The organism is Mucilaginibacter sp. L196 (assembly GCF_009765905.1).
In the GTDB taxonomy this organism is placed as follows: Bacteria; Bacteroidota; Bacteroidia; order Sphingobacteriales; family Sphingobacteriaceae; genus Mucilaginibacter.
In genome coordinates this window covers 194757-219273 of sequence record NZ_LMUO01000006.1, presented here as the reverse complement: position 1 = coordinate 219273, position 24517 = coordinate 194757, and the positions used below count along the sequence as shown (strand labels likewise).

At 40.5% G+C, this 24517-nt stretch carries 23 protein-coding genes; 15 read left to right on the top strand and 8 right to left on the bottom strand.

The genetic code is table 11. The features are described from left to right. Nucleotides 1-136: 136 nt before the first annotated feature. The 6 genes from GSQ74_RS02030 to aspS all read right to left on the bottom strand — a co-directional run bounded on the left by GSQ74_RS02030 (nt 137) and on the right by aspS (nt 4752). Nucleotides 137-550, bottom strand: a complete 414-nt coding sequence (locus GSQ74_RS02030) for a hypothetical protein (RefSeq protein ID WP_158989526.1) — start codon at nt 548-550, stop codon at nt 137-139. 212 nt (nt 551-762) lie between these two features. Beyond that, the gene (locus tag GSQ74_RS02025; RefSeq protein ID WP_158989524.1) at nt 763-1452 is read right to left on the bottom strand and encodes an SIMPL domain-containing protein; all 690 of its coding nucleotides are present in this window, start codon (nt 1450-1452) and stop codon (nt 763-765) included. A 92-nt stretch (nt 1453-1544) separates the two neighbouring features. Continuing rightward, nucleotides 1545-1865 carry a low molecular weight protein tyrosine phosphatase family protein gene (locus GSQ74_RS02020; protein WP_158989523.1) on the bottom strand — a complete coding sequence of 107 codons (321 nt, stop codon included), beginning with the start codon at nt 1863-1865 and terminating at the stop codon, nt 1545-1547. Next, a complete protein-coding gene (locus GSQ74_RS02015) occupies nt 1866-2354 on the bottom strand; it encodes an FKBP-type peptidyl-prolyl cis-trans isomerase (RefSeq protein WP_158989521.1) in 489 nt (162 codons plus the stop codon). It abuts the gene before it with no gap. A 164-nt stretch (nt 2355-2518) separates the two neighbouring features. Beyond that, on the bottom strand, nt 2519-2998 hold the full coding sequence (locus tag GSQ74_RS02010) for an FKBP-type peptidyl-prolyl cis-trans isomerase (RefSeq protein ID WP_158989519.1): 480 nt from the start codon (nt 2996-2998) through the stop codon (nt 2519-2521). A 2-nt stretch (nt 2999-3000) separates the two neighbouring features. Beyond that, nucleotides 3001-4752: an aspartate--tRNA ligase gene (gene aspS, locus GSQ74_RS02005; RefSeq protein ID WP_158989517.1), complete on the bottom strand. Its 1752-nt coding sequence runs from the start codon at nt 4750-4752 to the stop codon at nt 3001-3003. Between the two features lie 530 nt (nt 4753-5282). On the opposite strand from aspS, the gene GSQ74_RS02000 reads away from it, so the two are divergent. From GSQ74_RS02000 to gap, 4 genes are all read left to right on the top strand, one after another. Continuing rightward, on the top strand, nt 5283-7700 hold the full coding sequence (locus GSQ74_RS02000; protein WP_254060788.1) for a TonB-dependent receptor: 2418 nt from the start codon (nt 5283-5285) through the stop codon (nt 7698-7700). Nucleotides 7701-7952: 252 nt separating this feature from the next. Next, nucleotides 7953-9650, top strand: a complete 1698-nt coding sequence (gene pafA, locus GSQ74_RS01995) for an alkaline phosphatase PafA (RefSeq protein WP_158989515.1) — start codon at nt 7953-7955, stop codon at nt 9648-9650. 92 nt (nt 9651-9742) lie between these two features. Continuing rightward, nucleotides 9743-10369 carry a thiamine phosphate synthase gene (locus GSQ74_RS01990; RefSeq protein WP_158989513.1) on the top strand — a complete coding sequence of 209 codons (627 nt, stop codon included), beginning with the start codon at nt 9743-9745 and terminating at the stop codon, nt 10367-10369. 213 nt (nt 10370-10582) lie between these two features. After that, entirely contained in the window at nt 10583-11575 is a 993-nt protein-coding gene (gene gap / locus GSQ74_RS01985) for a type I glyceraldehyde-3-phosphate dehydrogenase (RefSeq protein ID WP_174236897.1), read from the top strand. Here the strand turns inward: gap and GSQ74_RS01980 are convergent, their stop codons facing one another. Beyond that, nucleotides 11576-12169, bottom strand: coding sequence for a hypothetical protein (locus GSQ74_RS01980; protein ID WP_158989511.1), 594 nt, complete (start codon nt 12167-12169; stop codon nt 11576-11578). A 150-nt stretch (nt 12170-12319) separates the two neighbouring features. Here GSQ74_RS01980 and GSQ74_RS01975 point away from each other — a divergent pair, with 150 nt between their 5' ends. The 5 genes from GSQ74_RS01975 (at nt 12320) to GSQ74_RS01955 (ending at nt 17678) form a co-directional block, all read left to right on the top strand. After that, a complete protein-coding gene (locus tag GSQ74_RS01975) occupies nt 12320-12751 on the top strand; it encodes a GNAT family N-acetyltransferase (protein ID WP_158989509.1) in 432 nt (143 codons plus the stop codon). 97 nt (nt 12752-12848) lie between these two features. Further along, nucleotides 12849-14039, top strand: coding sequence for a phosphoglycerate kinase (gene pgk / locus GSQ74_RS01970; protein WP_158989507.1), 1191 nt, complete (start codon nt 12849-12851; stop codon nt 14037-14039). A 100-nt stretch (nt 14040-14139) separates the two neighbouring features. Then, on the top strand, nt 14140-15264 hold the full coding sequence (locus GSQ74_RS01965; RefSeq protein WP_158989505.1) for an acyltransferase: 1125 nt from the start codon (nt 14140-14142) through the stop codon (nt 15262-15264). A 192-nt stretch (nt 15265-15456) separates the two neighbouring features. After that, nucleotides 15457-17304 (top strand): CocE/NonD family hydrolase, encoded by a 1848-nt coding sequence (locus tag GSQ74_RS01960; RefSeq protein ID WP_216846662.1) that lies wholly within the window; start codon nt 15457-15459, stop codon nt 17302-17304. Between the two features lie 32 nt (nt 17305-17336). After that, the gene (locus tag GSQ74_RS01955; protein WP_158989503.1) at nt 17337-17678 is read left to right on the top strand and encodes a hypothetical protein; all 342 of its coding nucleotides are present in this window, start codon (nt 17337-17339) and stop codon (nt 17676-17678) included. 83 nt (nt 17679-17761) lie between these two features. Here the strand turns inward: GSQ74_RS01955 and GSQ74_RS01950 are convergent, their stop codons facing one another. After that, nucleotides 17762-18328 carry a thioredoxin family protein gene (locus GSQ74_RS01950; RefSeq protein ID WP_158989502.1) on the bottom strand — a complete coding sequence of 189 codons (567 nt, stop codon included), beginning with the start codon at nt 18326-18328 and terminating at the stop codon, nt 17762-17764. 127 nt (nt 18329-18455) lie between these two features. Here GSQ74_RS01950 and GSQ74_RS01945 point away from each other — a divergent pair, with 127 nt between their 5' ends. The 6 genes from GSQ74_RS01945 to GSQ74_RS01920 all read left to right on the top strand — a co-directional run bounded on the left by GSQ74_RS01945 (nt 18456) and on the right by GSQ74_RS01920 (nt 24512). Next, nucleotides 18456-18902, top strand: coding sequence for a hypothetical protein (locus GSQ74_RS01945; RefSeq protein ID WP_158989500.1), 447 nt, complete (start codon nt 18456-18458; stop codon nt 18900-18902). 269 nt (nt 18903-19171) lie between these two features. Next, nucleotides 19172-19645: a division/cell wall cluster transcriptional repressor MraZ gene (locus GSQ74_RS01940; RefSeq protein WP_158989498.1), complete on the top strand. Its 474-nt coding sequence runs from the start codon at nt 19172-19174 to the stop codon at nt 19643-19645. Then, entirely contained in the window at nt 19638-20543 is a 906-nt protein-coding gene (gene rsmH / locus GSQ74_RS01935) for a 16S rRNA (cytosine(1402)-N(4))-methyltransferase RsmH (RefSeq protein WP_158989496.1), read from the top strand. The genes GSQ74_RS01940 and rsmH overlap by 8 nt, the downstream gene beginning before the upstream one ends. Then, nucleotides 20540-20947: an FtsL-like putative cell division protein gene (locus tag GSQ74_RS01930; RefSeq protein WP_158989494.1), complete on the top strand. Its 408-nt coding sequence runs from the start codon at nt 20540-20542 to the stop codon at nt 20945-20947. Before rsmH ends, GSQ74_RS01930 begins: the two co-directional genes overlap by 4 nt. Beyond that, on the top strand, nt 20944-23052 hold the full coding sequence (locus GSQ74_RS01925) for a penicillin-binding protein (protein ID WP_158989492.1): 2109 nt from the start codon (nt 20944-20946) through the stop codon (nt 23050-23052). The genes GSQ74_RS01930 and GSQ74_RS01925 overlap by 4 nt, the downstream gene beginning before the upstream one ends. Beyond that, the gene (locus tag GSQ74_RS01920) at nt 23049-24512 is read left to right on the top strand and encodes a UDP-N-acetylmuramoyl-L-alanyl-D-glutamate--2,6-diaminopimelate ligase (protein WP_158989490.1); all 1464 of its coding nucleotides are present in this window, start codon (nt 23049-23051) and stop codon (nt 24510-24512) included. The genes GSQ74_RS01925 and GSQ74_RS01920 overlap by 4 nt, the downstream gene beginning before the upstream one ends. The last annotated feature ends 5 nt before the right edge of the window (nt 24513-24517 follow it).

Genomic DNA, 24517 nt, shown 5'->3' with positions numbered 1-24517 from the left:
GATTTTACCGGCTAAAAGCGGCTAAAATGGTTCTTTTACGGGTGATTTTGGGTGGGTAGCGGTTGTAAATTGCCCTTTTTAATGCTTTATACTGTTTTTTATAGTAGAAATATAGCGGAAAATGGGTTAAAAAGGCTTAATTATGCACGTTTGACAGCGTGCCTAAAACCGGTCTTTCTAACATTTCGGTGAAAATGCTGAAGATATTTTTGCTTTTTTGGATCGCTCTTAGCTCTTCTTCGTACACAAAAAAATCAACCCCTATGGCTTTTAACAGGCTATCGGCTTTTGGCTCGACCTTTGATTTATAGCAGCAGATCTTGATTTTACTATAGAAATTGTTGGTTCTGATTCTGCGAATGATCTTTTCCAGATCTTTGCTGATGAAATTATAGTCAAAAACAATGAGGTTAGGGGTTGATTCGTAGATAGACGGGAATATATTATTTATGGTATGAATGTGCCTAACATGCTTATAATCAGCAGTTAACTGATGCGAAGATATTTCTGGTGCAACTAAAAGCACCTTCTTAAAACGGGTACGAATCATGCTTAAGCAATTAGGTTTTTAAATATAGAATGTAAAATTCACATTGTCAAGCAGTTATTAAATAAATTTTGAAAGATTAAAATTTATTTACGATTTCTTAACATTTATTAAAACAAATTGCCCAATAAATTGCGATGATGAACATTCTATCGCCCGTATACGCTTAATGCATTTCAGAAGTTACTCAAAATGTGAGAATTACGTAAATATTTTTATTTAACTATCTCAAACACCGCGTTTACCTGGAAACTCAGCTTAATCGTCTTGAAATCGATGTCAGAAACGGGAGCTGAGGCCATGCCAACCGACATCGTTTTTGCCATATACATTCTTGGTTGCGGGTAGTTACTGTTATCAACTTCGGTGATATTAATCGGGTCGCCCAATTTGGCACCGATACCGTTTAGCAGGTATGTCGCTTTATCCCTTGCTGCAAGCAGGGCTTTTAACTTTAATTGATTTTTTAGCTGGTCTGCTTTTGAGTATTCGTAGCTATCGATATTGGTAGACTGTATGCCTTTAGGGTCAACTGCGCTTAGTATCTGATCGAATTTATTCAAGTCGCTTAATTTTAGGCTGTACTGTTTACTTGCTAAAAAATCAGGAGATTTCTTTTTCTGGTAATTGTTATTCCAGGCAGATATATTGTTTATGGTGAAATTTTCCTTAGGTATACCTGCCTCTTTAACAGCCGCTTCCAATTGATTTTCCAGTTGATCAATAGTAACCCGTGTTTTGCCGTTCATGTATTCCTGTAGTGATATTGACACATAGATCACATCGGGAGTAACCTCCTGTTCGGCAGTGCCGCTCACTTCAATTTTGCGGCGCAGATCAACACTTTGGGCGAAGGCAGAATAAGTAAAGGCAAAAAAGGCAATAAGGATGAATAACTTTTTCATAATTGTGTATTTGTACCGGTATGACGGCTTGAACGAAGATATAGTTTAACGGTTCACAAATTAAACCACATTATCCCAAAAAAGTTTGGTGACTATAAATAATCCTGAAGCGAAATCCTTAAAATATCGATCAATTCGGGGGTATTGAATTGATAGTTATCCTCGATGTCTAAAACAATAATTGGCTTATGGGTAATAGATTTTTGGAAATTCTGCTCTAGTATTTTACGGTGTTTGCGTTCCATCACAAAAATAAAATCAGCCCAATCAATCATTTTCTGATTGACCTTAATACGCGCTTTATCACTGGTGCCGGCAGATTTTGCCGAATGTATAGCGTGATTTTTAAACAGTAGCTCAGCTGTAGGGCTGCGCCACTGGTTTTTGCTGCAAATGAATAGGAGGTTGGGCAATTATTGATAAAAGCCTATGAGGTCAATAGTAAAATCAAGCACTGCATTAGGTGGAATAGTTACCGCTCCGGCGGTGCTTCCCGAATCGGCGTAAGCAAGTGCAGATGGGATGATCAACCTGATTCTGGCCGCTTTGTTAATGTGGTCGGCACCTAGCATCGGAATGCCTATTTGCCAGCCTTTAATAAGACCAGGCATGCCCAATACAGTTGCAGTTTCAGTATCGAATACCGTACCATTGAGCAGTTTTCCAACGTAAGATACCTGTACGGTGTCTGTTACTGTTGGGTGAGCGCCTGGATTTTGGGTTACTATTCTGTAATATAGGCCGGATGGATCTTTTGTGAGGCTATCAATATTGTTAGCTTTTATATAAGCCTGTATTTTCAGCTCATCAATTGTAGCCTGCCTGGTATCATTAAACGTTTGCTTTTTGCATGCAGAAAATAGAATGATAAGTAATCCGGATAGTAAAAGTATTCTCTTCATATTGTTGTATAACGCTATAACTGATTTTTTGAGTGAAAATTATATGCTGTACTAATTTTAACAGTTTATATTAATGGTGCCAAGTTAATAAAAAACATTTTATGCAGGCTTACCCAATTATTGCAGATACTGTAATTTTATTGTTAGGAAAGCCGCCGTTATTATTAATTAGTGAAACTAACCAGTTGAATGGTAAATATTAGTACTGAATTGTTTGGTATTAACGCACTTGGTGAATTATTGCCATAGCCATAACGGGATGGTAATAAGAGTATTATAGTGCCGCCTGTATTAATAAATGGGACACCTATTTGCCAACCTGTAATCAAATCAGCTAATGGAGACCCTCCGATATTACCTTCGGGCGCAAATACCGTTCCGTTAAGCAGCGTGCCCTGGTAATTAACATTTACCGAAGAGCTAGCCGTTGGATATGCGCCTGTACCTGTCGCGATTATTTTATAATAGATACCTGAAGACGAATCTTTTTTTACACTATCAAGGCTATGTGATGATATATAGGCTTTTATTAATCCGTCATCAATGATAGCTTGTTGTGCTGCACTAACTGTTGCAGTGTTTTTTTTGCATGATACAAACCCAACAGTTAGTATCGACAGGATTATTATAAAAGTTTTTTTCACTATTAAAGGGGTAAGGTAGTGGTTATTTTAAGTTCATTTAATTGAGCATCTGATATACTTGATGGTGTATCGATCATCACATCGCGGCCTGAATTGTTTTTGGGGAACGCTATAACATCACGGATTGAATCCAATCCTGCGAAAATAGAGCATAACCTGTCGAAACCAAAGGCAATACCACCATGCGGAGGTGCGCCGTACTCAAAGGCATCCATCAAAAAGCCAAACTGTTTTTGAGCTTCTTCTGGTGAAAAGCCTAAGTGTTTAAACATTAAGGCTTGTAAAGTCCTGTCGTGTATACGGATAGAACCACCGCCAATTTCAGTACCGTTGATTACCAAATCGTAGGCATTGGCACGTACTTCGCCGGGTTCGGTATCCAGCATGGCTATATCTTCAGGTTTTGGCGAGGTGAATGGGTGGTGCATAGCGTGGTAACGCTCGGTTTCCTCGTCCCACTCTAATAATGGGAAGTCCAACACCCAGAGTGGCGCGAAATCATTTTTATTACGCAAACCTAAACGGGTGCCCATTTCAAGGCGTAGCTCGTTCATTTGCTTGCGTACTTTTTGGCTTTGGCCTGCTAAAATCAGGATCAAATCGCCCGGTTCAGCCTTTAATGAGGCAGCAAGGTTGGTCAGGTCATCTTCACCGTAGAATTTATCTACCGATGATTTTAAAGTACCATCAGCTCCGTAACGACAATAAATTAAGCCTGTTGCACCGATTTGAGGGCGTTTTAACCATTCGGTTAATTCATCCAGTTGCTTGCGGGTGTATTCGGCACAACCTTTAGCATTGATGCCTACTATTAGTTCAGCATTATCAAATATGCTGAAGTTTTTGCCTTTCATGATGCCGTTTAGTTCCACAAACTCCATCCCAAAACGAAGATCTGGTTTGTCTGAACCGTATAAACGCATGGCATCAGCATATTGCATGCGTGGGAATTTGATCAGGTCGATACCCTTAACTGTTTTAAACAGGTGGCGGGTAAGGCCTTCAAATATGTTTAATATATCTTCCTGGGTGATGAAGGATAGTTCACAATCAATCTGGGTAAACTCTGGTTGACGATCAGCTCTTAAATCCTCATCCCTGAAACATTTCACGATCTGGAAATAACGATCGAAACCACTCACCATCAACAACTGTTTAAAGGTTTGTGGTGATTGTGGCAATGCGTAAAACTCGCCCGGGTTCATGCGGCTTGGAACCACGAAGTCACGTGCACCTTCGGGCGTTGATTTGATCAGTACCGGGGTTTCCACCTCGATAAAATCAAGTCCGTCTAAATATTTACGAACTTCCTGGGCCATTTTGTGGCGCAGCATCAGGTTGTTGCGTATTGGGTTACGGCGCAAATCCAAGTAACGGTATTTTGCACGTAATTCCTCACCACCGTCGGTTTCATCTTCAATGATGAACGGCGGTGTTTTTGATGAATTTAATATCTCTATATCAGTAACAGCAATTTCAATATCGCCGGTTACCATTTTTGCATTTTTGCTGGTACGCTCAATTACCTTACCGGTAACCTTTAATACAAACTCGCGGCCTAAGCCTTTAGCCTTTTCGCGCAGGGTAGCATCGTTATCAGTATTTAAAACCAATTGAGTTAAGCCATAGCGGTCGCGCACATCAATAAATGTGGTAGCCCCCAAATCGCGCGATTTTTGTACCCATCCGCATAAAGTAACGGTTTCGCCTAAATTGCTGATGGTTAATTCGCCGCAGGTATGTGTTCTTAGCATAGTACGTATTTATAAAGTTTGCAAAAGTAGTTTTTTTGAATGAAGTCCGAAAGGTGGAAAGTCAGAAAGTCCGAAAGAGATGAGATCAGAAAGCCGAAAGTAGGAAAGATTTATAAATAATGCTTATTTGTTTCTTATGTAAAGTGTTTTTTTAAAGAAGAGCATAGAGTGGATAACTAAATGTCATTGCGAGGAACGAAGCAATCGCACGTAGAAAAGCGGTCTTGCAAAGTTCGCGATTGCTTCGTTCCTCGCAATGACATGGAGGTTTAATATGCCAAATTCCGAAATCATTTCTATCTTTGCCCTATAATTCTCAAGGGGTGCCTTGCTTTGAGCAATCAAACTGAAAGACAGGCTGAGATCAAACCCATTGTTGTTTTAGAAGTCGTGATTAAAAATCATCGACCTGTAAGACGAACATGCACCTGATCCGGGTAATGCCGGCGTAGGGAGAGGTAATAAGTTAAGTGTACTGCATATTCAACCCTTTGGTATGCAGATGGTTTAACAAGTTTTATTTATTCGTATTGAAGAAAAATTTACTCGTGGCGTTTTTCGCCTTGCTGTTGCCTGTTTTGGCATCGGCCCAATTCTCTATTTCCGGTAAAGTTACCGACCAGCAGACCGGCGAGCCATTATCAGGCGCTACCATCCGTATTCAAAACTTAAACCTCAGCACCAGTTCGGGCACCGATGGCAAGTACGTTTTTACCAACTTAAAAGCCGACAATTACAGCATCAAGATCACGTATATTGGTTATCAGGCTACCATCAAAACCATCAACTTAAAAAGTAATATCACTGTTAATTTGTCGCTTAACACGACAACTATTTTGAACGATGAGGTTACTGTAAATGCTACACGGGCAGCCATTAACGCGCCTATCGCTTTTACCAATTTGAGTGGTAAGGATATTCAAAAAAATAACCTTGGCCAGGACCTGCCTTATCTGCTGGATCAAACCCCATCGGTTGTTACTACATCAGACGGCGGTACGGGAATTGGCTATACCTATATTCACATCCGTGGGTCTGATGCTACACGTATAAATGTTACCATTAACGGCATCCCATATAATGATTCGGAAGAGGAGGGTGTTTACTTTGTTGATATACCGGACATTGCTTCTTCGGTTAATGATATACAAATACAGCGTGGCGTGGGTACATCAACCAATGGCGCGGGTGCTTTTGGGGCTAGTATCAACATACAAACAACTACCCGCCGCGATACCGGTTACCTGGAGTTGAATAACTCAGCCGGTTCATACGGTGCGTTGAAAAATACCTTAAACATAGGTACAGGTCTTTTAGGCGGTAAATTTACTTTTGATGGCAGGCTATCGAGCATTACCTCAAACGGGTATATCGACAGGGCTTCAGCTAACCTGAAATCATACTTTTTAAATGGTGCTTACTATGGTAAAAATACGCTGATCAGGTTAGTAACCTTTGGTGGTACCGAGCATACTTACCAGGCATGGAATGGTGTACCCGAAGATAGTATAAAGGCAGGTAACCGTACTTATAATGGCCTTGGTTTAGAACCCGACGGCAGCTTCTATCCAAACCAAACAGATAATTATACCCAAATACACTATCAATTATTGGTGGATCAAAAAATATCGGACAAAATATCATTTAGCGGTGCGCTGCATTATACGCATGGGTATGGTTATTATGAGGAGTACAGAACGGCTGATTCTGTTAAAAATTACGGGTTAAAACCTAACGCCAATGATACTACCAGTAATTTAACCCGTCGCCTGTGGTTAAATAATAAATTTTATGGCGTTACTTATAACTTTAAATATCAGCCTAACCACAACTTTAACTTTAATTTGGGCGGTGCTTATAACGAATACCGTGGTGAGCATTATGACAATATTGAATGGTCGCAACAAAATTTGGGTATCGGCCCGAATTATCAATACGAAAGTGATAACGCCTTTAAAACCGATTTCAATATTTATGGTAAGGCTGATTACAAGTTAGGCAAATTCATTTTGTATGCCGATATGCAGTACCGCCATATTTATTATTCGTTTTTAGGTTTTAACGATGCCTTACAAAACGAGCAGGAGCAGGTGAAGCTAAACTTTTTCAACCCGAAGGCAGGTATCACCTACCAGATCGACCCCAAAAGTAATATCTACCTATCATTTGGTGTAGGTAACCATGAGCCTGATAGGGATGATTATGTACAATCAACGCCTGACAGTCGCCCCAAGCCTGAGAACTTAAAAGACTGGGAACTGGGTTACCGTACTACCCAAGGTATATTTACCGGCGGCATCAACGCCTTTTATATGCTGTACTACAATCAGTTGGTTGTAACCGGCGCGCTGAATGATGTAGGCGACCAGATACAGAGCAATGTGAAAAACAGTTTCCGTGAAGGTTTGGAGTTTGATGGCAGGATAAGGCCAAACAAATGGTTTATATGGTCGGCAACGGCATCGTTAAGCGCTAATAAGGTTAAAAACTTTAACCAGTACTTGTTCGATTACGATAATAACACAACGGTTGATTATCAGTATAAAGAAACGGATATAGCTTTCTCGCCCAACTTTGTAGCTTCCAGCGAAATTGGTTTTATGCCATTTAAAGGCAGCGAGATCGCTTTGATCAGCAAGTATGTAAGCAGACAATATTTGGATAATACATCCAATATCAATCCTCCGGGCTATGCGGCTTCTGATCCTACATCTAATCGCTACTTAAACAGCTATTTTGTGAATGGCCTAAGGTTGAATTATGACTTCAGTATAAAATCGGTTAAAGACATTGGCATTAGCTTATTGATAAATAATATTTTCAGCGAGAAGTATGAATCAAACGGCGCAACCTACCCGGATATAGAAAGCGGCAAAGTGGTAAACTATAACTATTTGTTCCCACAAGCACCAATTAACTTTTTGGTTGGGTTGAGTTTGAAGTTTTAATCAAGTGCGAGGAGCGTAGTGTAAGGTGCATTGGTTGCGAGATTGAAGTTTAAGGAGATAGACCAATTCCCCCCTTGAGAGTAATAGCCCATGAATAGACATATATACACATTTTTATGTCTATTCATGGGCTATTACTCTCAAGGGGGGAACCCAATGCTCGCTATTGAACTTTAATTTAAACTTCCCTTAACATAAGCATCACGTGAAATTTTTATTACATTACTGATATTTGCACACTAACCCAAAACAATGAAAATTAAACATTTACTTTTAGTAGCGTTTGCATTTATTGCTGTTAATGTATCGGCACAAACAAAAAAGAAAAAAACTATAATAGCCGCGCCAGTCGCTCCGGCATCAACTCAGATTCCCCGCCCTAAATTGGTTGTGGGTATTGTGGTTGACCAAATGCGCTGGGATTACCTGTACCGCTTTTATAATCGTTACCAAAGCAATGGTTTTAAACGTTTATTGAATGAGGGTTTTAGCTGCGAAAATACCCAGGTAAATTATATCCCGACCTTTACCGGCCCGGGACATACTTGTATCTACACGGGATCGGTGCCATCTATACATGGTATTGCCGGTAATGATTACATCGTTCAGGCTACTGGAAAATCAATGTACTGTGCCGAGGATAACAGCGTGCAAACTGTGGGTAGTGAATCAAAGGCAGGACAGATGTCGCCGCGTAATTTGCTGGTGACTACCGTTACTGATGAGTTGAGGTTGGCGACTAATTTCAGGTCGAAAGTTATAGGTATAGCCTTAAAGGACAGAGGTGGGATTTTACCTGCAGGACACACTGCCAACGGCGCTTATTGGTTTGATGACAAGAGCGGAAACTGGATAACCAGTACCTATTATATGAAGGATTTGCCACAATGGGCAAAAGACTTTAATGACCAAAAGTTACCTGAAACCTACTTAAAGTTAGATTGGATCTCACTATATCCGGTAGAAACCTACCTGCAAAGCACCCCAGACGATAGTAAATACGAAGGAAAGTTTAGTGGAACCGATGCGCCAACTTTGCCGGTAAAAACATCAGCAATTTATAAGAAACTGGGTCTTGGACTAATCCGTTCTACACCTTATGGTAACACCTTAACTATTGATATGGCAGTTGCCGCTATAAACGGCGAGCAATTGGGCCAAGGGGATCAAACCGACTTTTTAGCAATGAGTTTATCGTCGCCGGATTATATTGGTCATCAGTTTGGTATTAACGCGGTGGAGATCGAGGATACTTACCTGCGTTTGGATCGAGATATAGCTAACTTCCTTACCTTTTTAGATGCCAAGGTGGGTAAAGGTAACTATACAGTTTTCCTTACTGCGGATCATGGCGCGGCGCATAATACCGCGTTTTTGAATGATCACGATATTCCGGCAGGTGTGTGGGATGAAGCATCGGTTTTGAAAGATATGAACAAGACGCTGATGGATAAATACAAAACAGATTCGTTAGTTTTGAGCCTGAATAATTACCAGGTAAACTTTAACTATCGCATTGTAAATTATCTGCATATTGATCAGGACGAGCTTAAAAAGGAGTGCATCAAATACCTTCAGCAACAGCCGGAAATTGAATATGCGGTAGATATGACTAAAGTAGCTTCGTCCAGCATTCCTGAGCCTTTGCGCGAGCGTATAATCAACGGCTATAACGCTAAAAATAGCGGTGCTATACAGATCATATTAGATCCGGCATGGTTTACAGGTCACGGTTCAGGCGATGGCGGTCCAACGGGCACCACACACGGCACCTGGAATCCTTATGATAACCATATTCCGCTGGTATTTATGGGATGGGGTATACAGCACGGCAGCGCGGTACGGGAAGTGCACATGACGGATATTGCGCCAACCATTGCCGCTTTATTGCATATACAAGCACCAAATGGTTGTATTGGTACGCCGATACCTGAGGTGTTGAAGAAGTAGTAGGCCCCACCCAAACCCTCCCCGGTAGGGAAGGCTTAAAACTTTATTTAAAATAAAAGTCTCCCCTACCGGGGGAGATTTAGAGGGGGCTTATGAAAAAATACATATCAAAATTCCACTATCTAACACAAGACTTGCCTAACCGCAGCCATGTTGAACAAGCAGAAATAGCTTGTGCCGCAGGCGCTAACTGGCTGCAATACCGTTGCTTAACCAAAACGGACGAGGAACTGATAGAAGAAATAAACCAGATAGCCGAGATCTGCGATGAATGGGGGATGACACTGATCGTCACCAATCATTATCATTTATTAGATCAGGTTGATGCGCAGGGTGTTCACATTGAGGATTTTGAGGCTGACCTGAAATCCATCCGTGAGCATATAGGAGAGGATAAAACTTTAGGAACTTCGGCCACCAATACTAAAGACCTGATAAGGGTACAAGCTACCAGGGTGATTGATTATTGCGGTTATGGCCCGTTCGCGCATACCGATACTAAACCAAATAACAAACCGCTGCTTGGTTTTGAAGGTTATCGCTTGGTGGTAGAGCAGTCTATTGAGATCCCTGTAATAGCGGTAGGGGGCATACAATTGGTTGACGTTGAACCTTTATTGGCAACAGGTGGTATTTATGGTATAGCCGTATCGGCAGCTGTAAATAAAGCTATTGACCCGGGTAGGGCGATAAAGGAGTTTTATAAGAAGTTATATTAAGAAAAACAAGATCATCGTCATTGCGAGGAGTGTAACGACGTGGGCAATCATCGACTATACAGAGTGGAATTGCAAGTTTGACCTGTAAGTCGGGGATTGCCGCGCTGCGCTCGCAATGACGTTAGTATAGTCACCTCCCCGCCATAGTTCAAACTTTATTATCGTATTAAAATCAGTCTGCGTAAATTTGCGGTTCAATACTGACACTAAATTATGAGAGTTGCAATAAACGGTTTCGGGCGAATAGGAAGAATATTTTTAAGGAATGTGTTAAGCAAGCCTGATATTCAAGTTGTTGCCATAAACGATTTAACCGATACATATACGCTGGCTCATTTATTTAAGTATGATTCCGTTCACCGTGGCTTTAAGGGAACGGTAACCGCTGATGATGAGCATCTTTACATCAACAATCAAAAAATAAAAATACTCTCAGACCGCGAACCATCAAACCTTCCCTGGAAGGAAATAGACATTGATCTGGTAATAGAATCAACCGGTAAATTCATCACCCGCCAAGGTGCAGAGCAGCATCTGGCCGCCGGTGCCAAGCAGGTAATTATCTCAGCGCCATCAGGCACTAAGGATGTTCCTACGGTGGTTTTAGGGGTGAATGATGGTGAGGTTGATTTGCGTTCGCCAATACTCTCAAATGCCTCCTGTACCACCAATAACGTAGCAGTAATGGTGAAAATATTGGATGAAAACTGGGGGATTATCGATGGTTATATTACCACCGTACACTCCATGACAGGTGACCAAAGTCTGCATGATGCGCCACATAAGGATTTGCGGAGGGCGAGGGCGGCATCAGCCTCCATCATCCCCACAACAACAGGGGCGGCAAAGGCTGTAACCGCCATTTTTCCTCATTTAGATGGACGATTAGGTGGTGCCGGAATACGTGTACCAGTACTAAACGGCTCATTAACAGATTTTACCTGTAGCCTTAAAAAGCTGCCAACAGTTGAGGAGATCAACGCTGCATTTAAGCAAGCGGCGCTTGGCCCAATGGAAAATATTTTAGAGTATACCGAAGATCCTATTGTATCAACCGATATATTGGGCAACCCACATAGCTGTATATTTGATGCACAGCTAACTTCTGTAGTTGGCGGCCTGGTAAAAGTGGTTGGCTGGTACGATAACGAAATGGGATACTCAAGCCGTTTGGTTGATCTGGCTCAAAGGATTAGCGAGTTATAATTATTTTAGAGATAGGTACAGTACACTTGTACTTGTTGTTGTAGCAGGGTAATCCTTGCCAAAATAAGCAAACGAACTAAAGCTTATCTTATCAGTAGTAACAGTATTTACAGAATCTTTTTCGGCAGTTGCCAGTTGGGCATTATTGTAAACTTTGCTAAAGATGAATGGCCGCTCAACGGTAATATTCTTCATCGCGGTACCATTGATGGTCGTATCGGTTATTGTTTTGGTAACGTTATTCAGGTTGTCATCAGCCCAGTCATAGGTATAATCACCATATTGGTCATACGCGTTATAGTTGAAATTCTTTAATAAGGAACCGCTGAAATCCTGGGTTAAATGCAATGCATACGATAGGTTCAGTCCGTTAGGAGGAATAAACAAACTTACATTCTCGTAATATATCATCTTAAGCGTATCGCCGCTTACACTGGTTACCACGTATTGAATTGGGGCGTTAAACTTTATTTCGTGTATCAAAACCTCCGTATCGATAGCAGCGTTTTTCATCGAGCTGACACCCGTTTTCTTGCAACTGGTAATGGCAAAAATTAATATTAGTACCGGTAAAATGAGTTTAACGTATCGCATCGATCTTAATGTATGCAATATGCGTGCTACAAGTTTAATTTGACCCTATTTGGCTGTGAAGTTTACTTATAAAAATCGGATACAAATTCACTATAATTGCCTTTCGGGCATATAATGCCCATTTTGTGAAATTTTCACAACAATAATAAAATGATAGAATTTATTAAATCCACCGATATACTGCAAGTTCGGAACATTGTTTTACGCGATAATAAGCTTACACCCGACGAATGCCGTTTCCCGACTGATGAGATCGAGGGCGCGTTTCATTTAGGATATTATGATGGTGACACCTTGGCTACAGTGGTCTCTCTGCATCCCCAAAATTACGGTGAGTTTACTGGCAATGGCTACCAACTGCGCGGTATGGCTACGTTAGCCGAGTATCGTGGCAAAGGCTTTGGCAAAATCATGGTTGATTACGCTGTAAACTACCTTCGACAAAAAAATGCAGGCTATATATGGTGCAATGCCCGTAAGGTGGCTTCAAAGTTTTATCACGACTGTGGTTTCGAAATAATTTCAGATGAATTTGAGATCAAAGGCATTGGCCCGCACTATGTTATGAGCCGCCAATTATAGTGGTAACATTTAATTAAAACAGCTTTTTTACTTTTACGTTCAGGATTTAGAATTAAAATGCTGAATTTGGCGCCCGATTACATTAAGACTAAACAATATGAAAACCATAGATCAAATAAGTTTTGCCGGAAAACATGCCCTTATCCGTGTGGATTTTAACGTTCCTTTGGATAAGGACTATAACATTACCGACGATAACCGAATGACGGCTGCCCTGCCTACCATCAAAAAGATATTAAATGATGGTGGTGCAGTAATACTGATGTCGCACTTAGGACGTCCAAAAGGTGGTCCGGAAGAAAAATATTCATTGAAGCATTTAGTGCCTCATTTATCTGATCTGTTAGGTCAGCAGGTTGAATTTGCTAATGATTGCATTGGCGCAGAGGCTATTGAAAAAGCAAAAAAACTAACTAAAGGCGAAGTGCTTTTGTTAGAGAACTTGCGTTTTTATAAGGAAGAAGAAAAAGGTGATGTTGATTTCGCTAAAAAATTAGCCGCTTTGGGTGATGTTTATGTGAATGATGCCTTTGGTACTGCTCACCGTGCACACGCTTCAACAGCGGTTATCGCGCAGTTTTTCCCAGATGCCAAATACTTTGGTTACCTGATGGCAGGCGAACTTGCAAATGCCGAAAAAATATTAAATAACGCTCCTAAGCCATTTACGGCTATTATGGGCGGTTCAAAAGTGTCCGACAAAATTGAACTGATAGAAAAGCTATTGGATAAAGTTGATAATCTGATTATTGGTGGTGGTATGGCCTACACTTTTGCTAAAGCAGACGGTGGCAATATAGGTACTTCACTGGTTGAAGCCGATAAACTGGAACTGGCGCTAAGCCTTAGACAAAAAGCAAAAGAAAAAGGTGTAAACCTGTTGCTTCCGGTTGATAATATTACGGCCGATGCTTTTTCAAATGATGCAAATACCGGCTTAGCCAAAACAGGCGAGATACCTGACGGTTGGATGGGCTTGGATATTGGTCCTGAAACAATTAAGATATTCAGCAAAGTAATTGAAGAATCGAAAACCATTTTATGGAACGGCCCGATGGGGGTATTTGAAATGGAGAAATTCCTGATTGGCACCAAAGCTGTTGCAGAAGCAGTTGCAAAGGCTACCGAAAATGGCGCTTTTTCATTAATAGGTGGCGGCGATTCAGCTGCGGCAGTTGCCAAGTTTGGTATGACTGATGAAGTTAGCTACGTATCAACAGGTGGTGGCGCATTGCTGGAATACATGGAAGGCAAGGAGTTACCTGGCGTAAAAGCAATAAATGAGTAATCGCTATTTCCACTATAAATGATAAATAAAAAGCCCCGCTTCGGGGCTTTTTATTTACCTAATTTATATATTGCAGCTCATCTAATTATTAAATCTATTAATGAATGTTCAGGTTTCCAGATCCGGCTTTATCCATTTAATTAGGTGGTTTGCAGCTGTATTGGTCGTGGTGAATCACCTGCGTTCATTTATTTTTAAGGATTTTGTAGATCTTCCTTACTCCAATTTATTAGTTAAGGCGTTTTACTTTATTACAGCGCTGGGCCATACAGCAGTAGTGGTGTTTTTTGTAATAAGCGGGTACCTCATTTGCGATTCGGTCGTTAAACACACCCTTAGAGGTGATTTTATACTTAAAATCTATTTTATAAAAAGGGTGAGCAGGCTTTACGCTGTTCTGATTGTAGCCTTGCTGTTAACCGCTTTGTTTGATTTTACAGGAAATTACTTCGACAGGTTCGGCGTATACCAGCACCACATGATTTTCTCAAGCCTGCCATATAACATATCCAGTACAGAAAATATCGGGTATTTTCTTACTTCATTGTTCATGCTGCAAAACATTATTCACCCTGCATTTGGCAGCAATGGCCCGTTATGGAGTTTATCCTATGAATTTTGGTATTATGTGCTTTTCCCGTTGTGCTGCATCTTGTTTTTCTACTTCTTTAAACGTCTGTTCAATATTAAATACCTTATTGGTTCTGTTATCGGGCTGATATTGGTTACACTGCTGCTTACCAAACCTATCCTGCTTTCCTATCTCATCTGGCTAACAGGGCTCATACCAATTTTTCTGCACTTAAAAAATCGGGCATTTAAATACATAATCCCTGCGGTTACAATTCTATACTTGATTATGAGCAAGACTATAGTTAATTTTTTGCCACCCGGACTTATTGATGGTCTATTCGGTATCCTTATCGCTTTATGGATCTCCGCTTTTGATAATGTGATACTTAAAAATAGGTTTTATTTTTTTAACGAACGTTTAGCCAGTTTCTCTTATTCGCTGTATTTGGTCCATTTCCCTTTTATGTTAATGATTCTGACTTTGCTGTATAACCTCAATGGAACAGGTTTTAAAATGGTACCTTCAATAGCGAGCTTTAGTTTGTTTTTTATAATGCTGATCGTGATCATGCTGTTCTCTTACCTGGTGGCTACATTCACCGAATATAAAACACCACGCATTACTCATTTTTTAATTAAACGATTTTCTTGATCCAGCACCTACTGACAAAATATCGTCAGTGCCTTTTTACTTTTATCCCATATATTAGTACTTCTCCACGGCATAAACCGCTGCCGTTATATTATGCGGTGGCTGATTTAACATATTTGTTCAACCTGTTAATTTGAAATTTCTGTAATTCTAATGCAGACATTGCTAGTTTTGTATTTTAACTGATCATCCATGAAAAAACTATTCACAGCTATTGGCTTTATGCTTTTAGCTACATTCTCCTTTGCGCAACAACCACAAGCTCCGGATGCCGAATACATAAAGGCAAGCTATACTAAATACGAGTACGAGATCCCAATGCGTGATGGCGAAAAGCTATTCACATCGGTTTACGTTCCTAAAGATCAGTCAAAAAAATATCCCATCATGATGGATCGCACCTGTTATAGTGTTGCGCCTTATGGGGTTGATAAATATAAAACTGCAATAGGCCCGTCTTCATTATTCACACACGATGGTTTCATCTTTGTTTATCAGGATGTGCGTGGCCGTTTCATGAGCGAAGGTATATTTCGCGAAATGACTCCCGAATTAGAGAATCATAAAACCAATAAAGATGTTGATGAAGGCACCGATACTTACGATACCATTGATTGGCTAATCAAAAATATACCCAATAACAATGGCAAGGTAGGCGTATGGGGAATTTCATACCCCGGCTTCTACACCACTACATCTTTGCTTAGCAGGCACCCTGCTTTAGTCGCGGCATCGCCGCAGGCACCAATTGCCGATTTGTATCGCGATGATGCCTTCCACAATGGGGCGTTTATGCTGGCTGCAAACTTTGACTTTTATCCATTTTTCACCAACAGGCAGGACGATAAACCAACCCAGGGCAAAGGGTTTAATTTAGATTTTGGCACAAAGGATGGTTACGAATATTACTTGCGCATGGGGTCAGTTACACACACTAACGACATCTACCTGCAAAATTATAAAGACACTGTTCGCCTATGGAACGAGATGCTTGAACACCCGAATTATGATCAACATTGGAAAGATCGTAATATATTAACTCACCTGCACGATATTAAAACCGCTGTATTGGTTACCGGCGGATGGTACGATGCTGAAGATTTATACGGTGCAATAAACACCTACAAAACATTAGTAATGGATAACCCAACCACGCCAATATATTTCGCGATGGGCCCATGGGTACATGGCGGTTGGTCGCGCGGCCCTGGCGATCATTTAGGCGATATTGAATTTGGGGGTGCGCAAGGCCCTTATTATCGCGAAAAGATAGAGTTTGCTTTCTTTAGTCATTATTTAAAAGGAACAGATAGCGATATTCCAAAAATATCCACTTTCGAAACCGGTAAGAACGAATGGAAAACCTACAAAGCCTGGCCTCCAAAAGATGCTGAAGACAAAAATCTTTATTTCCTGCCGGGAGGTAAATTATCTTTTACACCGCCAACTAACACAGGTGATTATAGTGATGCTTATGTATCCGATCCGAACAAACCGGTGCCATTCATTAGCGATATTACCGATGATATGAAACGTGAGTATATGACCGCAGATCAACGATTCGCATCACGCCGACCGGATGTATTGACCTATAAAACGGATGTGCTGGATAAAGACGTAACGCTTGCAGGCAACATTATCGCAAACCTAAAAGTATCAACCACGGGCACCGATGCTGATTGGGTAGTTAAAGTGATAGATGTTTACCCTGATTCCGCTCAAAACAATAGGTTCACTGCGCCAAATACCTTCATGTCCAACTATGAGCAAATGGTACGCAGCGAGGCCATGCGCGGAAAATATCGTAACGGCTTTGATAAACCCGAGCCTTTCATCCCCGGAAAAATAACCCCGGTAAATTTTGAATTGCAGGATGTACTGCATACCTTTAAAAAAGGGCACCGCATTATGGTACAGGTACAAAGCACCTGGTTCCCACTGATCGACCGTAACCCGCAGATATTTGAAAACATCATGAAAGCAAAGGATAAAAAGCAACAAATAAAATTTATACTTCAAAAGAGCATCCAAGTTATTTGAAGGTTAGGGTGATGTAATATGAATTTTGAGTTATGAAAATAATATGTGTCCCAAAGGATTCTATTGCAGAAAAACGGTTAGAATATGATTTAGCTGAAAGCGATGAATTAATAGAATTAAACTTTGAGGATGAATCATTCTATAAGCTTTGGAATACTGGTTTTTTCAATTCAATTAATAAAATGATTGGCATAATAATAGACGATTTCGAGGATGAACATATTTCGAATATAACTGAAATTAAGAAAGTTATTGATAGTGATATATTTAGTAATTATTCACTCGACAAAAAGCTTGATATCATAACTGAAAAAATTAAATCATTATTTGAAGAAGCATATAAACGTAAAACAAGTATTCGTTTTTTCTTTTAGCGATAAACTCATTGCCGTCCCATTTATGGGGCGGTTAAAAAAAATAAAGAACGTTGGCTTTAGCCAAACAATCTAAAATAAGTTTAATTCGCGTTCGTACTCGCAGGCTTATTCTTCAAAAAACGATTTTTAATAACAGCCAATTGCTGGTCACTCAATTTTGATGATGATTTCAGCAAACTCATAAAATAAGCCACTTCATCAGCCTCAGCAGGGCAGCCAACATTATCTTTAGCAGTTCCGGTTGTAGCGCCAAGTGGTGGTTTGTAGGAGTTACCGTAGGCTTTGCCGCTTGGGGTCAATATCACCCAAAAAGGTATGCCGCCGTTAGGGTCGCCGTTAAAACTTTTCATCACATCAGTACCGCCTGGATTTTCAAGGTTTTGTTTGCCCGGGCGTTCTAAAATATCCAGGTAAACAATAATGTAATTATCATTAAACAACTTTTGGCAATCAGGGTCATTAATAGAGGCCTCCATCTTTTTGCACCAGCCGCACCACGAAGCATGAAACATCAGGATCACATTTTTATGTTCGCTATGCGCTTTTGCATAAGCTGCATTTAATACAGTGGTCGAAGAGTCGGGAGCGCTTTGTGCAAAGCTTCCAAAGCTTAACAGCACCAGCATTAAAGTGAATAATGTTTTCATGGTCAATCTATTATGTAAAAATACATTTATCGGCGGTAATCGCAATACTTATTCAGTATAAATCTGAAAACAATTTCTGTTATCGTATAGTTAGTTATTCAAATGCTTAAGAAAGGAAATTAATACGATGGCCCAGGTATCAAGTTCGGTAAAGAAGATGCATTTCGCTGAGATCGTGCTTATCCTTTCTGTAGTGGTAGCAACCATTGTAAGGTATGCGTTCGGTTTTCAGTCATTCTTTTTTCTGGAGATATTCTGCATCTTGCTGGCACTGATGTATTTTCCTTTCGGTTTTTACTTTATAGGCAAACCGACTGATAATTACAATAATACCATAACTATCGTACTGGGGTTTATCTATGCTTTAGGGATGATGGCTATATTGATAAGCGAGGTAAATATCGATAGTTACCGCTATCCGCTCATTGCCGATTTCTTTGTTTTAGCAGTTGTTATAGGCTATTTACTTTACAGGCTCCGTTCTGCCGAATTTCCTCGAGTTTACATAAATGCGCAATTAATCAGGATTGCTTTCATTGTGTTTGTCAGTCTTTTTATCCTGATCGCTAAATAATACCCCGTTTTTTGAGCAATAATTTTAGCCCTTCCCAACTTATGGGCGCTCGCTATTTGCTCAAATAAACTTATACACCTTTAACTAACATATTGTCGCCAATTATTTCCGCAAAACTTGCGGGTAAACCGGCTTATACCCAGTTGTTTCAGCCTGAAAATCAAAAAATAAGCTATAGCCAAAAATGTTGAAAACTTTTGGTGTTTCAAAGTGGTAGAAAGTGGTAAAAGTATTTACTTTTACATAACAATTAATGCTATAGTCAGCTAATGTCGTATTTGACCGGAGAATTTGAATGTAAATTGGATCCTAAATCAAGGATGATGATTCCCTCTGGCCTCAAGAAAAAACTTCCTGAGGTAGAAACAGAAGGGTTAGTCATTAACCGTGGTTTTGGTGCCAAAAAACATTTAGTAATTTTCACAAAGTCGCAATGGGACAAAAAGCTGGACGAACTTAGCAAACTTAACGAATACGAAGAAGATAATATTAAGGTGATTCGTTATTTCACCCGTGGCGCTACCGAGTTAAGTCCGGATGCTGCCGGGCGCGTGTTGTTACCAAAATTCCTATTGGAATACGCTGGTATTAAAAACGATATAATCCTTACTTGTTTGATCAATAAGATCGAGGTTTGGGATTCGTCGACTTATAATGAGATGATGGATGAGGAGCCGGATAACTTCGGGCCGTTAATGCAAAAAGTATTGGGCAACAACAAAGCAGGAGGGAAAGATGAGTAACACTTACCATACCCCTGTAATGCTTGCCGAATGTATCGAAGGTTTAGATATAAAACCAAACGGTACTTATATTGATGTAACCTTCGGCGGTGGAGGGCATTCCCGCGAGATTATGAAACATTTGGGCGAAGATGGCCAATTGTTGGCATTCGATCAGGATGTGGATGCGCAGCAGAATATCATTGCTGATGATCGCTTTACTTTTATTGATCAAAATTTTCGTTACATAAAAAACTTTACCCGTTTGCATGGCGCTGTTCCGGTTGATGGTATTTTGGCTGATCTGGGTGTTTCATCTTATCAGTTCGATCAAGCCGAACGCGGTTTCTCCATCCGTTTTGATGCGGCGTTGGATATGCGTATGAACCAGGCATCAGGTATTAGTGCAAAGGATGTTGTGAACACTTATTCCGAAGCCGATTTGCATAAGATCTTCGGTGTTTATGGTGAAATAAAAAACGCGAAATCATTAGCCAATACAATTGTAATGGCTCGATTGATTGCGCCGATAGTTACCATTGCTGATCTGAAAAATGCTATCTCGGCACGCATCCCGAAAGGAAAAGAAAACAAATACCTGGCACAGGTTTTTCAGGCCTTGCGCATTGAGGTTAACCAGGAGCTGGAAGCATTAAAGGATTTCCTGACCCAGTCGGCTGATATTCTGGTATCTGGCGGCAGGTTGGTAGTAATGTCTTATCATTCGTTAGAGGACAGGCTAGTGAAAAACTTCATCGCCAAAGGTAAGTTCAGTGGCGAGGTAGAAAAGGATTTTTTTGGAAACGATCAAAAACCTTTGGAGGCGGTAAGTCGCGGTGCGATAACTGCATCCGAAGAAGAAATAAAATTGAATAACAGGGCACGAAGCGCGAAATTAAGGATAGCTGTAAAAAAATGACCAATCGTTTACGCACAGAAATTCAGGAAGAGGTAGAAGCCGAAAAAAAGTTGGTTGTTGAGGAAAAGACTGTAAAGGAAATCCCCGATAACTTTTTAACGCAGTTTCTAACCAAAGGCTTTATTACAACTGAGGCAGCTACCAAAGCACTGCCTTTTGTGTTGTATGTGGCCCTGCTGGGTATGGTGTATATCGGCAACCGTCATTTGGCCGAGAAAAATATCCGTGATATTGATAAGCTCACTAAAGAAGTAAAAGAACTAAGCTGGGATTATAAATCAACCAAAGCTGATCTGGCTTTTAAAAGTACTTTAACCGAGGTTGAGAAGCGTGCCGATACTTTAGGTATCAAAACATCTATGCAGCCGCCGCAAAAAATAACCGTGAAGGAGGATGCGCAATGAGCATAAGAAGTAACATACTACTCAGGGTTTATTTGGCATTCGGGCTGATATTAATTTTAGCCGGGGCGGTAATGGTGCAGGTTGTTCGCCTGCAATTTGTGCAGGGTAAAAAATGGAAAACCATGTCGGCCAAGCTATCTACGCATTATGAAGCGGTAGAGGCGGCCCGTGGTAATATTTTGGCTGTTGATGGCAGTTTGCTGGCAACTTCAGTACCTGAGTATGAACTGCACATGGATATGATGGCCGGTGGTATATCCGAAGATAAAGTATTTTATGGTAAGGTAGATTCATTGGCGCTTAAGCTTTCGCGGTTATATCCTGATATGTCTGAAAGTGGTTTCTCCCGTTTGTTGCGCGATGCACGTAAAGATAGCTCACGCTATGCGCTAATCAGGCGTAAGGTAACTTATCAGGAATTAAAACTGATTCGTAAATTTCCCTTATTTAACCTGGGTAAATATAAAGGTGGCTTAATTGTGGTTGAGCAAAACCTGCGCATACTACCATTTCGCACCTTGGCAGCCCGTACTATTGGTTATAAAAACGAAAACGTAAAAAACGCGGTAGGCCTTGAAGGTGCATACTCTAACTATATTAATGGCGAAAACGGTAAACGCTTAATGCAGCGTACTGCCGGCGGCACCTGGATTCCTGTTAATGACGATGACGATGAAGTTCCTGCAGTGCAAGGTGCCGATATCCTATCGACTATTGATGTTAATTTTCAGGATGTTGCGCAACAGGCGCTTAAGGCTGAATTGGTAAAAAGTCAGGCCGATCATGGTTGTGTTATCCTGATGGAAGTAGCTACCGGCGAGATTCGTGCTATTGCCAATTTTACCCGTACTAAGGATGGAGATTATCAGGAAAAATTAAATTATGCCATTAGCGATGCTACTGAGCCAGGGTCGACTTTCAAGCTGGCAACCTACATGACTTTGCTCGATCAGCATAAGATAGATACCAGCTCGACCGTTGATGGCGAGGGCGGTAAAAGTCACGTAATACCGGGTAATAATAAATACACGGTTACTGATGTGGAGCATAACAATATTATATCAGCCAAAGAAGCATTTGAATTTTCGTCTAATGTAGCTGCTGCAAAATTTGTATATAAGTATTACAACTCAAATCCTTCAGAATTTATTGATAAACTATACAGCTATCACTTGAATGAAAAATTGGATTTGCAAATCTCCGGAGAAGGTCAGCCTCTTATAAAAACACCAAAGTCGCGCTCATGGAGTAAATTAACATTACCTCAAATGGCTTATGGTTACGAAGAAAAATTAACGCCGTTGCAATTGCTTGCCTTTTATAACTCGGTAGCGAATAATGGCAAAATGATAGCGCCAATATTTGTTCGCGAGATACAACGTATGGGTAATACGGTAGAGCAGTTTCATGCAAGAGTGATCAATCCTAAAGTATGTTCTGATGAAACTTTAGGTAAGCTTAGAGGAATGCTCGAAGGTGTGGTAACCGATGGTAATGTTAGAAAGATAATCAAAAACCCATTGTATACGGTAGCAGGTAAAACAGGCACAGCGCAAATTGCTAATGGTTCATCAGGCTACGGGGTTAATAAATTACACCAGGCATCTTTTTGCGGATATTTCCCGGCTGATCATCCTAAATATTCTATGATCGTGGTAATCAATAACCCAACTGTGGGTTCATATTTAGCAGCCTTAGTTGCTGGTCCGGTTTTTAGGCAAATTGCTGATAGGGTTTATGCCAGTGATCTGGATATTAATCAGGCTCCGCCGGTTCATTTTGTTGGTAACACCACCTTGCCTTCAATTAAACAGGGAAATACAAAAGCATTGCACACGGTTTACAATGCGCTTAATGTTAAACCATTGTATGCATCTAATACACCAAGTGTTGATACCAGTAACGGTATTACTTACCAGGAAACAGACTACAAAAGTGGCGTAGTGCCCTCAGTAGTAGGTATGGATTTAAGTGATGCCTTGTACAGGTTGGGTAATGCGGGTTATAAAGTAATAGCACGTGGTAGTGGCATGGTTACTGCACAATCAGTAACGGGTGGTAGTGAAATACCTAAAGGATCAAAAATAACAATTGAATTGCAATGAAGTATTTGAGCGAAATAATAGAGGGGCTTGCATTCACTGAACTACAGGGGAGTGCCGATGTTGAGATCACCGCGGTAGTATTTGATTCACGTAAGGTAATACCGGGCTCACTGTTTGTGGCTGTAAAAGGTACTGTTGTTGATGGCCATGATTATATAGACAAAGCCATAAAAGATGGTGCTATAGCTATTATTTGCGAGGATCTTCCCGCTCATACAGCAGGTGAAGTCGACTTTTTGATGGTTGCTAACTCAGCTATAGCTTTAGGCATTGTATCCGCTAATTTTTACGATAATCCATCCAAAAAATTAAAGCTGGTTGGCGTTACCGGCACTAATGGTAAAACCACCATCGCCACTTTATTATATCAATTATTTCGTGATTTGGGTTATAAATGCGGCTTGTTATCAACCGTGGAAAATCAAATCAACGGACAAATAATCCCATCTACCCATACCACTCCCGATCAGGTTGAACTAAATAGGCTGATGGACGAAATGGTAGAAGCAGGTTGCGATTATTGCTTTATGGAAGTAAGCTCGCACGCAATTGCGCAGCACCGTATACAAGGTTTGGTATTTGCTGGTGGTATATTCACCAACCTAACACATGACCACTTAGATTACCACAAGACTTTTGCAGAATACCTGAAAGCTAAAAAAGCATTCTTTGATGGTTTGCCTAAAAATGCCTTCGCGTTAACCAATGTTGATGATAAGAACGGCAATGTAATGCTGCAAAATACCATCGCCTACAAAAAATCATATGGCTTAAAAAACATGGCCGATTACAAAGCCAAGATCTTGGAAAATCAGTTTGGTGGTTTATTACTGCAGATTGATAATCAAGATGTATGGTTTAAAATGGTGGGTACATTTAACGCCTACAATTTATTAGCTGTTTATGCTGCCGCGATGTTGTTGGATCAGGACAGGGCGAAAGTGTTAACAGTACTAAGTAAACTATCAGGCGCCGAAGGTAGGTTTGAATACATTGTTGCTGCCAATAAGATTATTGGTATTGTAGATTATGCCCATACCCCTGATGCTGTACAAAACGTGTTAAGTACCATTCACGACATCCGTAAAGGAAATGAAAAAGTAATAACCGTTATTGGCTGTGGGGGCGACAGGGATAAAACCAAACGCCCTATTATGGCTAAAGTTGCCTGTGAGTGGAGTGATAAGGTGATACTGACATCCGATAACCCACGCACTGAAGACCCTACGCAGATTATCAAGGATATGGAAGAAGGCGTTGACCCGGCATTTAAAAGAAATACGCTGAGTATTGCTGACAGAAAAGAAGCGATCAAAACAGCATGTCATTTAGCTCGCCCCGGCGATATTATATTATTAGCCGGTAAAGGCCACGAAAAATACCAGGAAATAAATGGCGTAAAAAATCATTTCGATGATATGGAAGAATTAGTTAACCAATTTAAATTAATGGAATTGTAAGCCAA

What these genes read in the sequence shown, in the direction of transcription:
- aspS (WP_158989517.1), bottom strand. Translation starts at nt 4,752, where the DNA reads ATGCTAAGAACACATACCTGCGGCGAATTAACCATCAGCAATTTAGGC.
- GSQ74_RS01980 (WP_158989511.1), bottom strand. Translation starts at nt 12,169, where the DNA reads ATGCGATACGTTAAACTCATTTTACCGGTACTAATATTAATTTTTGCC.
- GSQ74_RS02025 (WP_158989524.1), bottom strand. Translation starts at nt 1,452, where the DNA reads ATGAAAAAGTTATTCATCCTTATTGCCTTTTTTGCCTTTACTTATTCT.
- GSQ74_RS01975 (WP_158989509.1), top strand. Translation starts at nt 12,320, where the DNA reads ATGATAGAATTTATTAAATCCACCGATATACTGCAAGTTCGGAACATT.
- pgk (WP_158989507.1), top strand. Translation starts at nt 12,849, where the DNA reads ATGAAAACCATAGATCAAATAAGTTTTGCCGGAAAACATGCCCTTATC.
- GSQ74_RS01960 (WP_216846662.1), top strand. Translation starts at nt 15,457, where the DNA reads ATGAAAAAACTATTCACAGCTATTGGCTTTATGCTTTTAGCTACATTC.
- GSQ74_RS02015 (WP_158989521.1), bottom strand. Translation starts at nt 2,354, where the DNA reads ATGAAGAGAATACTTTTACTATCCGGATTACTTATCATTCTATTTTCT.
- GSQ74_RS01950 (WP_158989502.1), bottom strand. Translation starts at nt 18,328, where the DNA reads ATGAAAACATTATTCACTTTAATGCTGGTGCTGTTAAGCTTTGGAAGC.
- GSQ74_RS01925 (WP_158989492.1), top strand. Translation starts at nt 20,944, where the DNA reads ATGAGCATAAGAAGTAACATACTACTCAGGGTTTATTTGGCATTCGGG.
- GSQ74_RS01940 (WP_158989498.1), top strand. Translation starts at nt 19,172, where the DNA reads ATGTCGTATTTGACCGGAGAATTTGAATGTAAATTGGATCCTAAATCA.
- pafA (WP_158989515.1), top strand. Translation starts at nt 7,953, where the DNA reads ATGAAAATTAAACATTTACTTTTAGTAGCGTTTGCATTTATTGCTGTT.
- rsmH (WP_158989496.1), top strand. Translation starts at nt 19,638, where the DNA reads ATGAGTAACACTTACCATACCCCTGTAATGCTTGCCGAATGTATCGAA.
- GSQ74_RS01955 (WP_158989503.1), top strand. Translation starts at nt 17,337, where the DNA reads ATGAAAATAATATGTGTCCCAAAGGATTCTATTGCAGAAAAACGGTTA.
- GSQ74_RS01945 (WP_158989500.1), top strand. Translation starts at nt 18,456, where the DNA reads ATGGCCCAGGTATCAAGTTCGGTAAAGAAGATGCATTTCGCTGAGATC.
- GSQ74_RS01990 (WP_158989513.1), top strand. Translation starts at nt 9,743, where the DNA reads ATGAAAAAATACATATCAAAATTCCACTATCTAACACAAGACTTGCCT.
- GSQ74_RS01930 (WP_158989494.1), top strand. Translation starts at nt 20,540, where the DNA reads ATGACCAATCGTTTACGCACAGAAATTCAGGAAGAGGTAGAAGCCGAA.
- GSQ74_RS01920 (WP_158989490.1), top strand. Translation starts at nt 23,049, where the DNA reads ATGAAGTATTTGAGCGAAATAATAGAGGGGCTTGCATTCACTGAACTA.
- GSQ74_RS02030 (WP_158989526.1), bottom strand. Translation starts at nt 550, where the DNA reads ATGATTCGTACCCGTTTTAAGAAGGTGCTTTTAGTTGCACCAGAAATA.
- gap (WP_174236897.1), top strand. Translation starts at nt 10,583, where the DNA reads ATGAGAGTTGCAATAAACGGTTTCGGGCGAATAGGAAGAATATTTTTA.
- GSQ74_RS01965 (WP_158989505.1), top strand. Translation starts at nt 14,140, where the DNA reads ATGAATGTTCAGGTTTCCAGATCCGGCTTTATCCATTTAATTAGGTGG.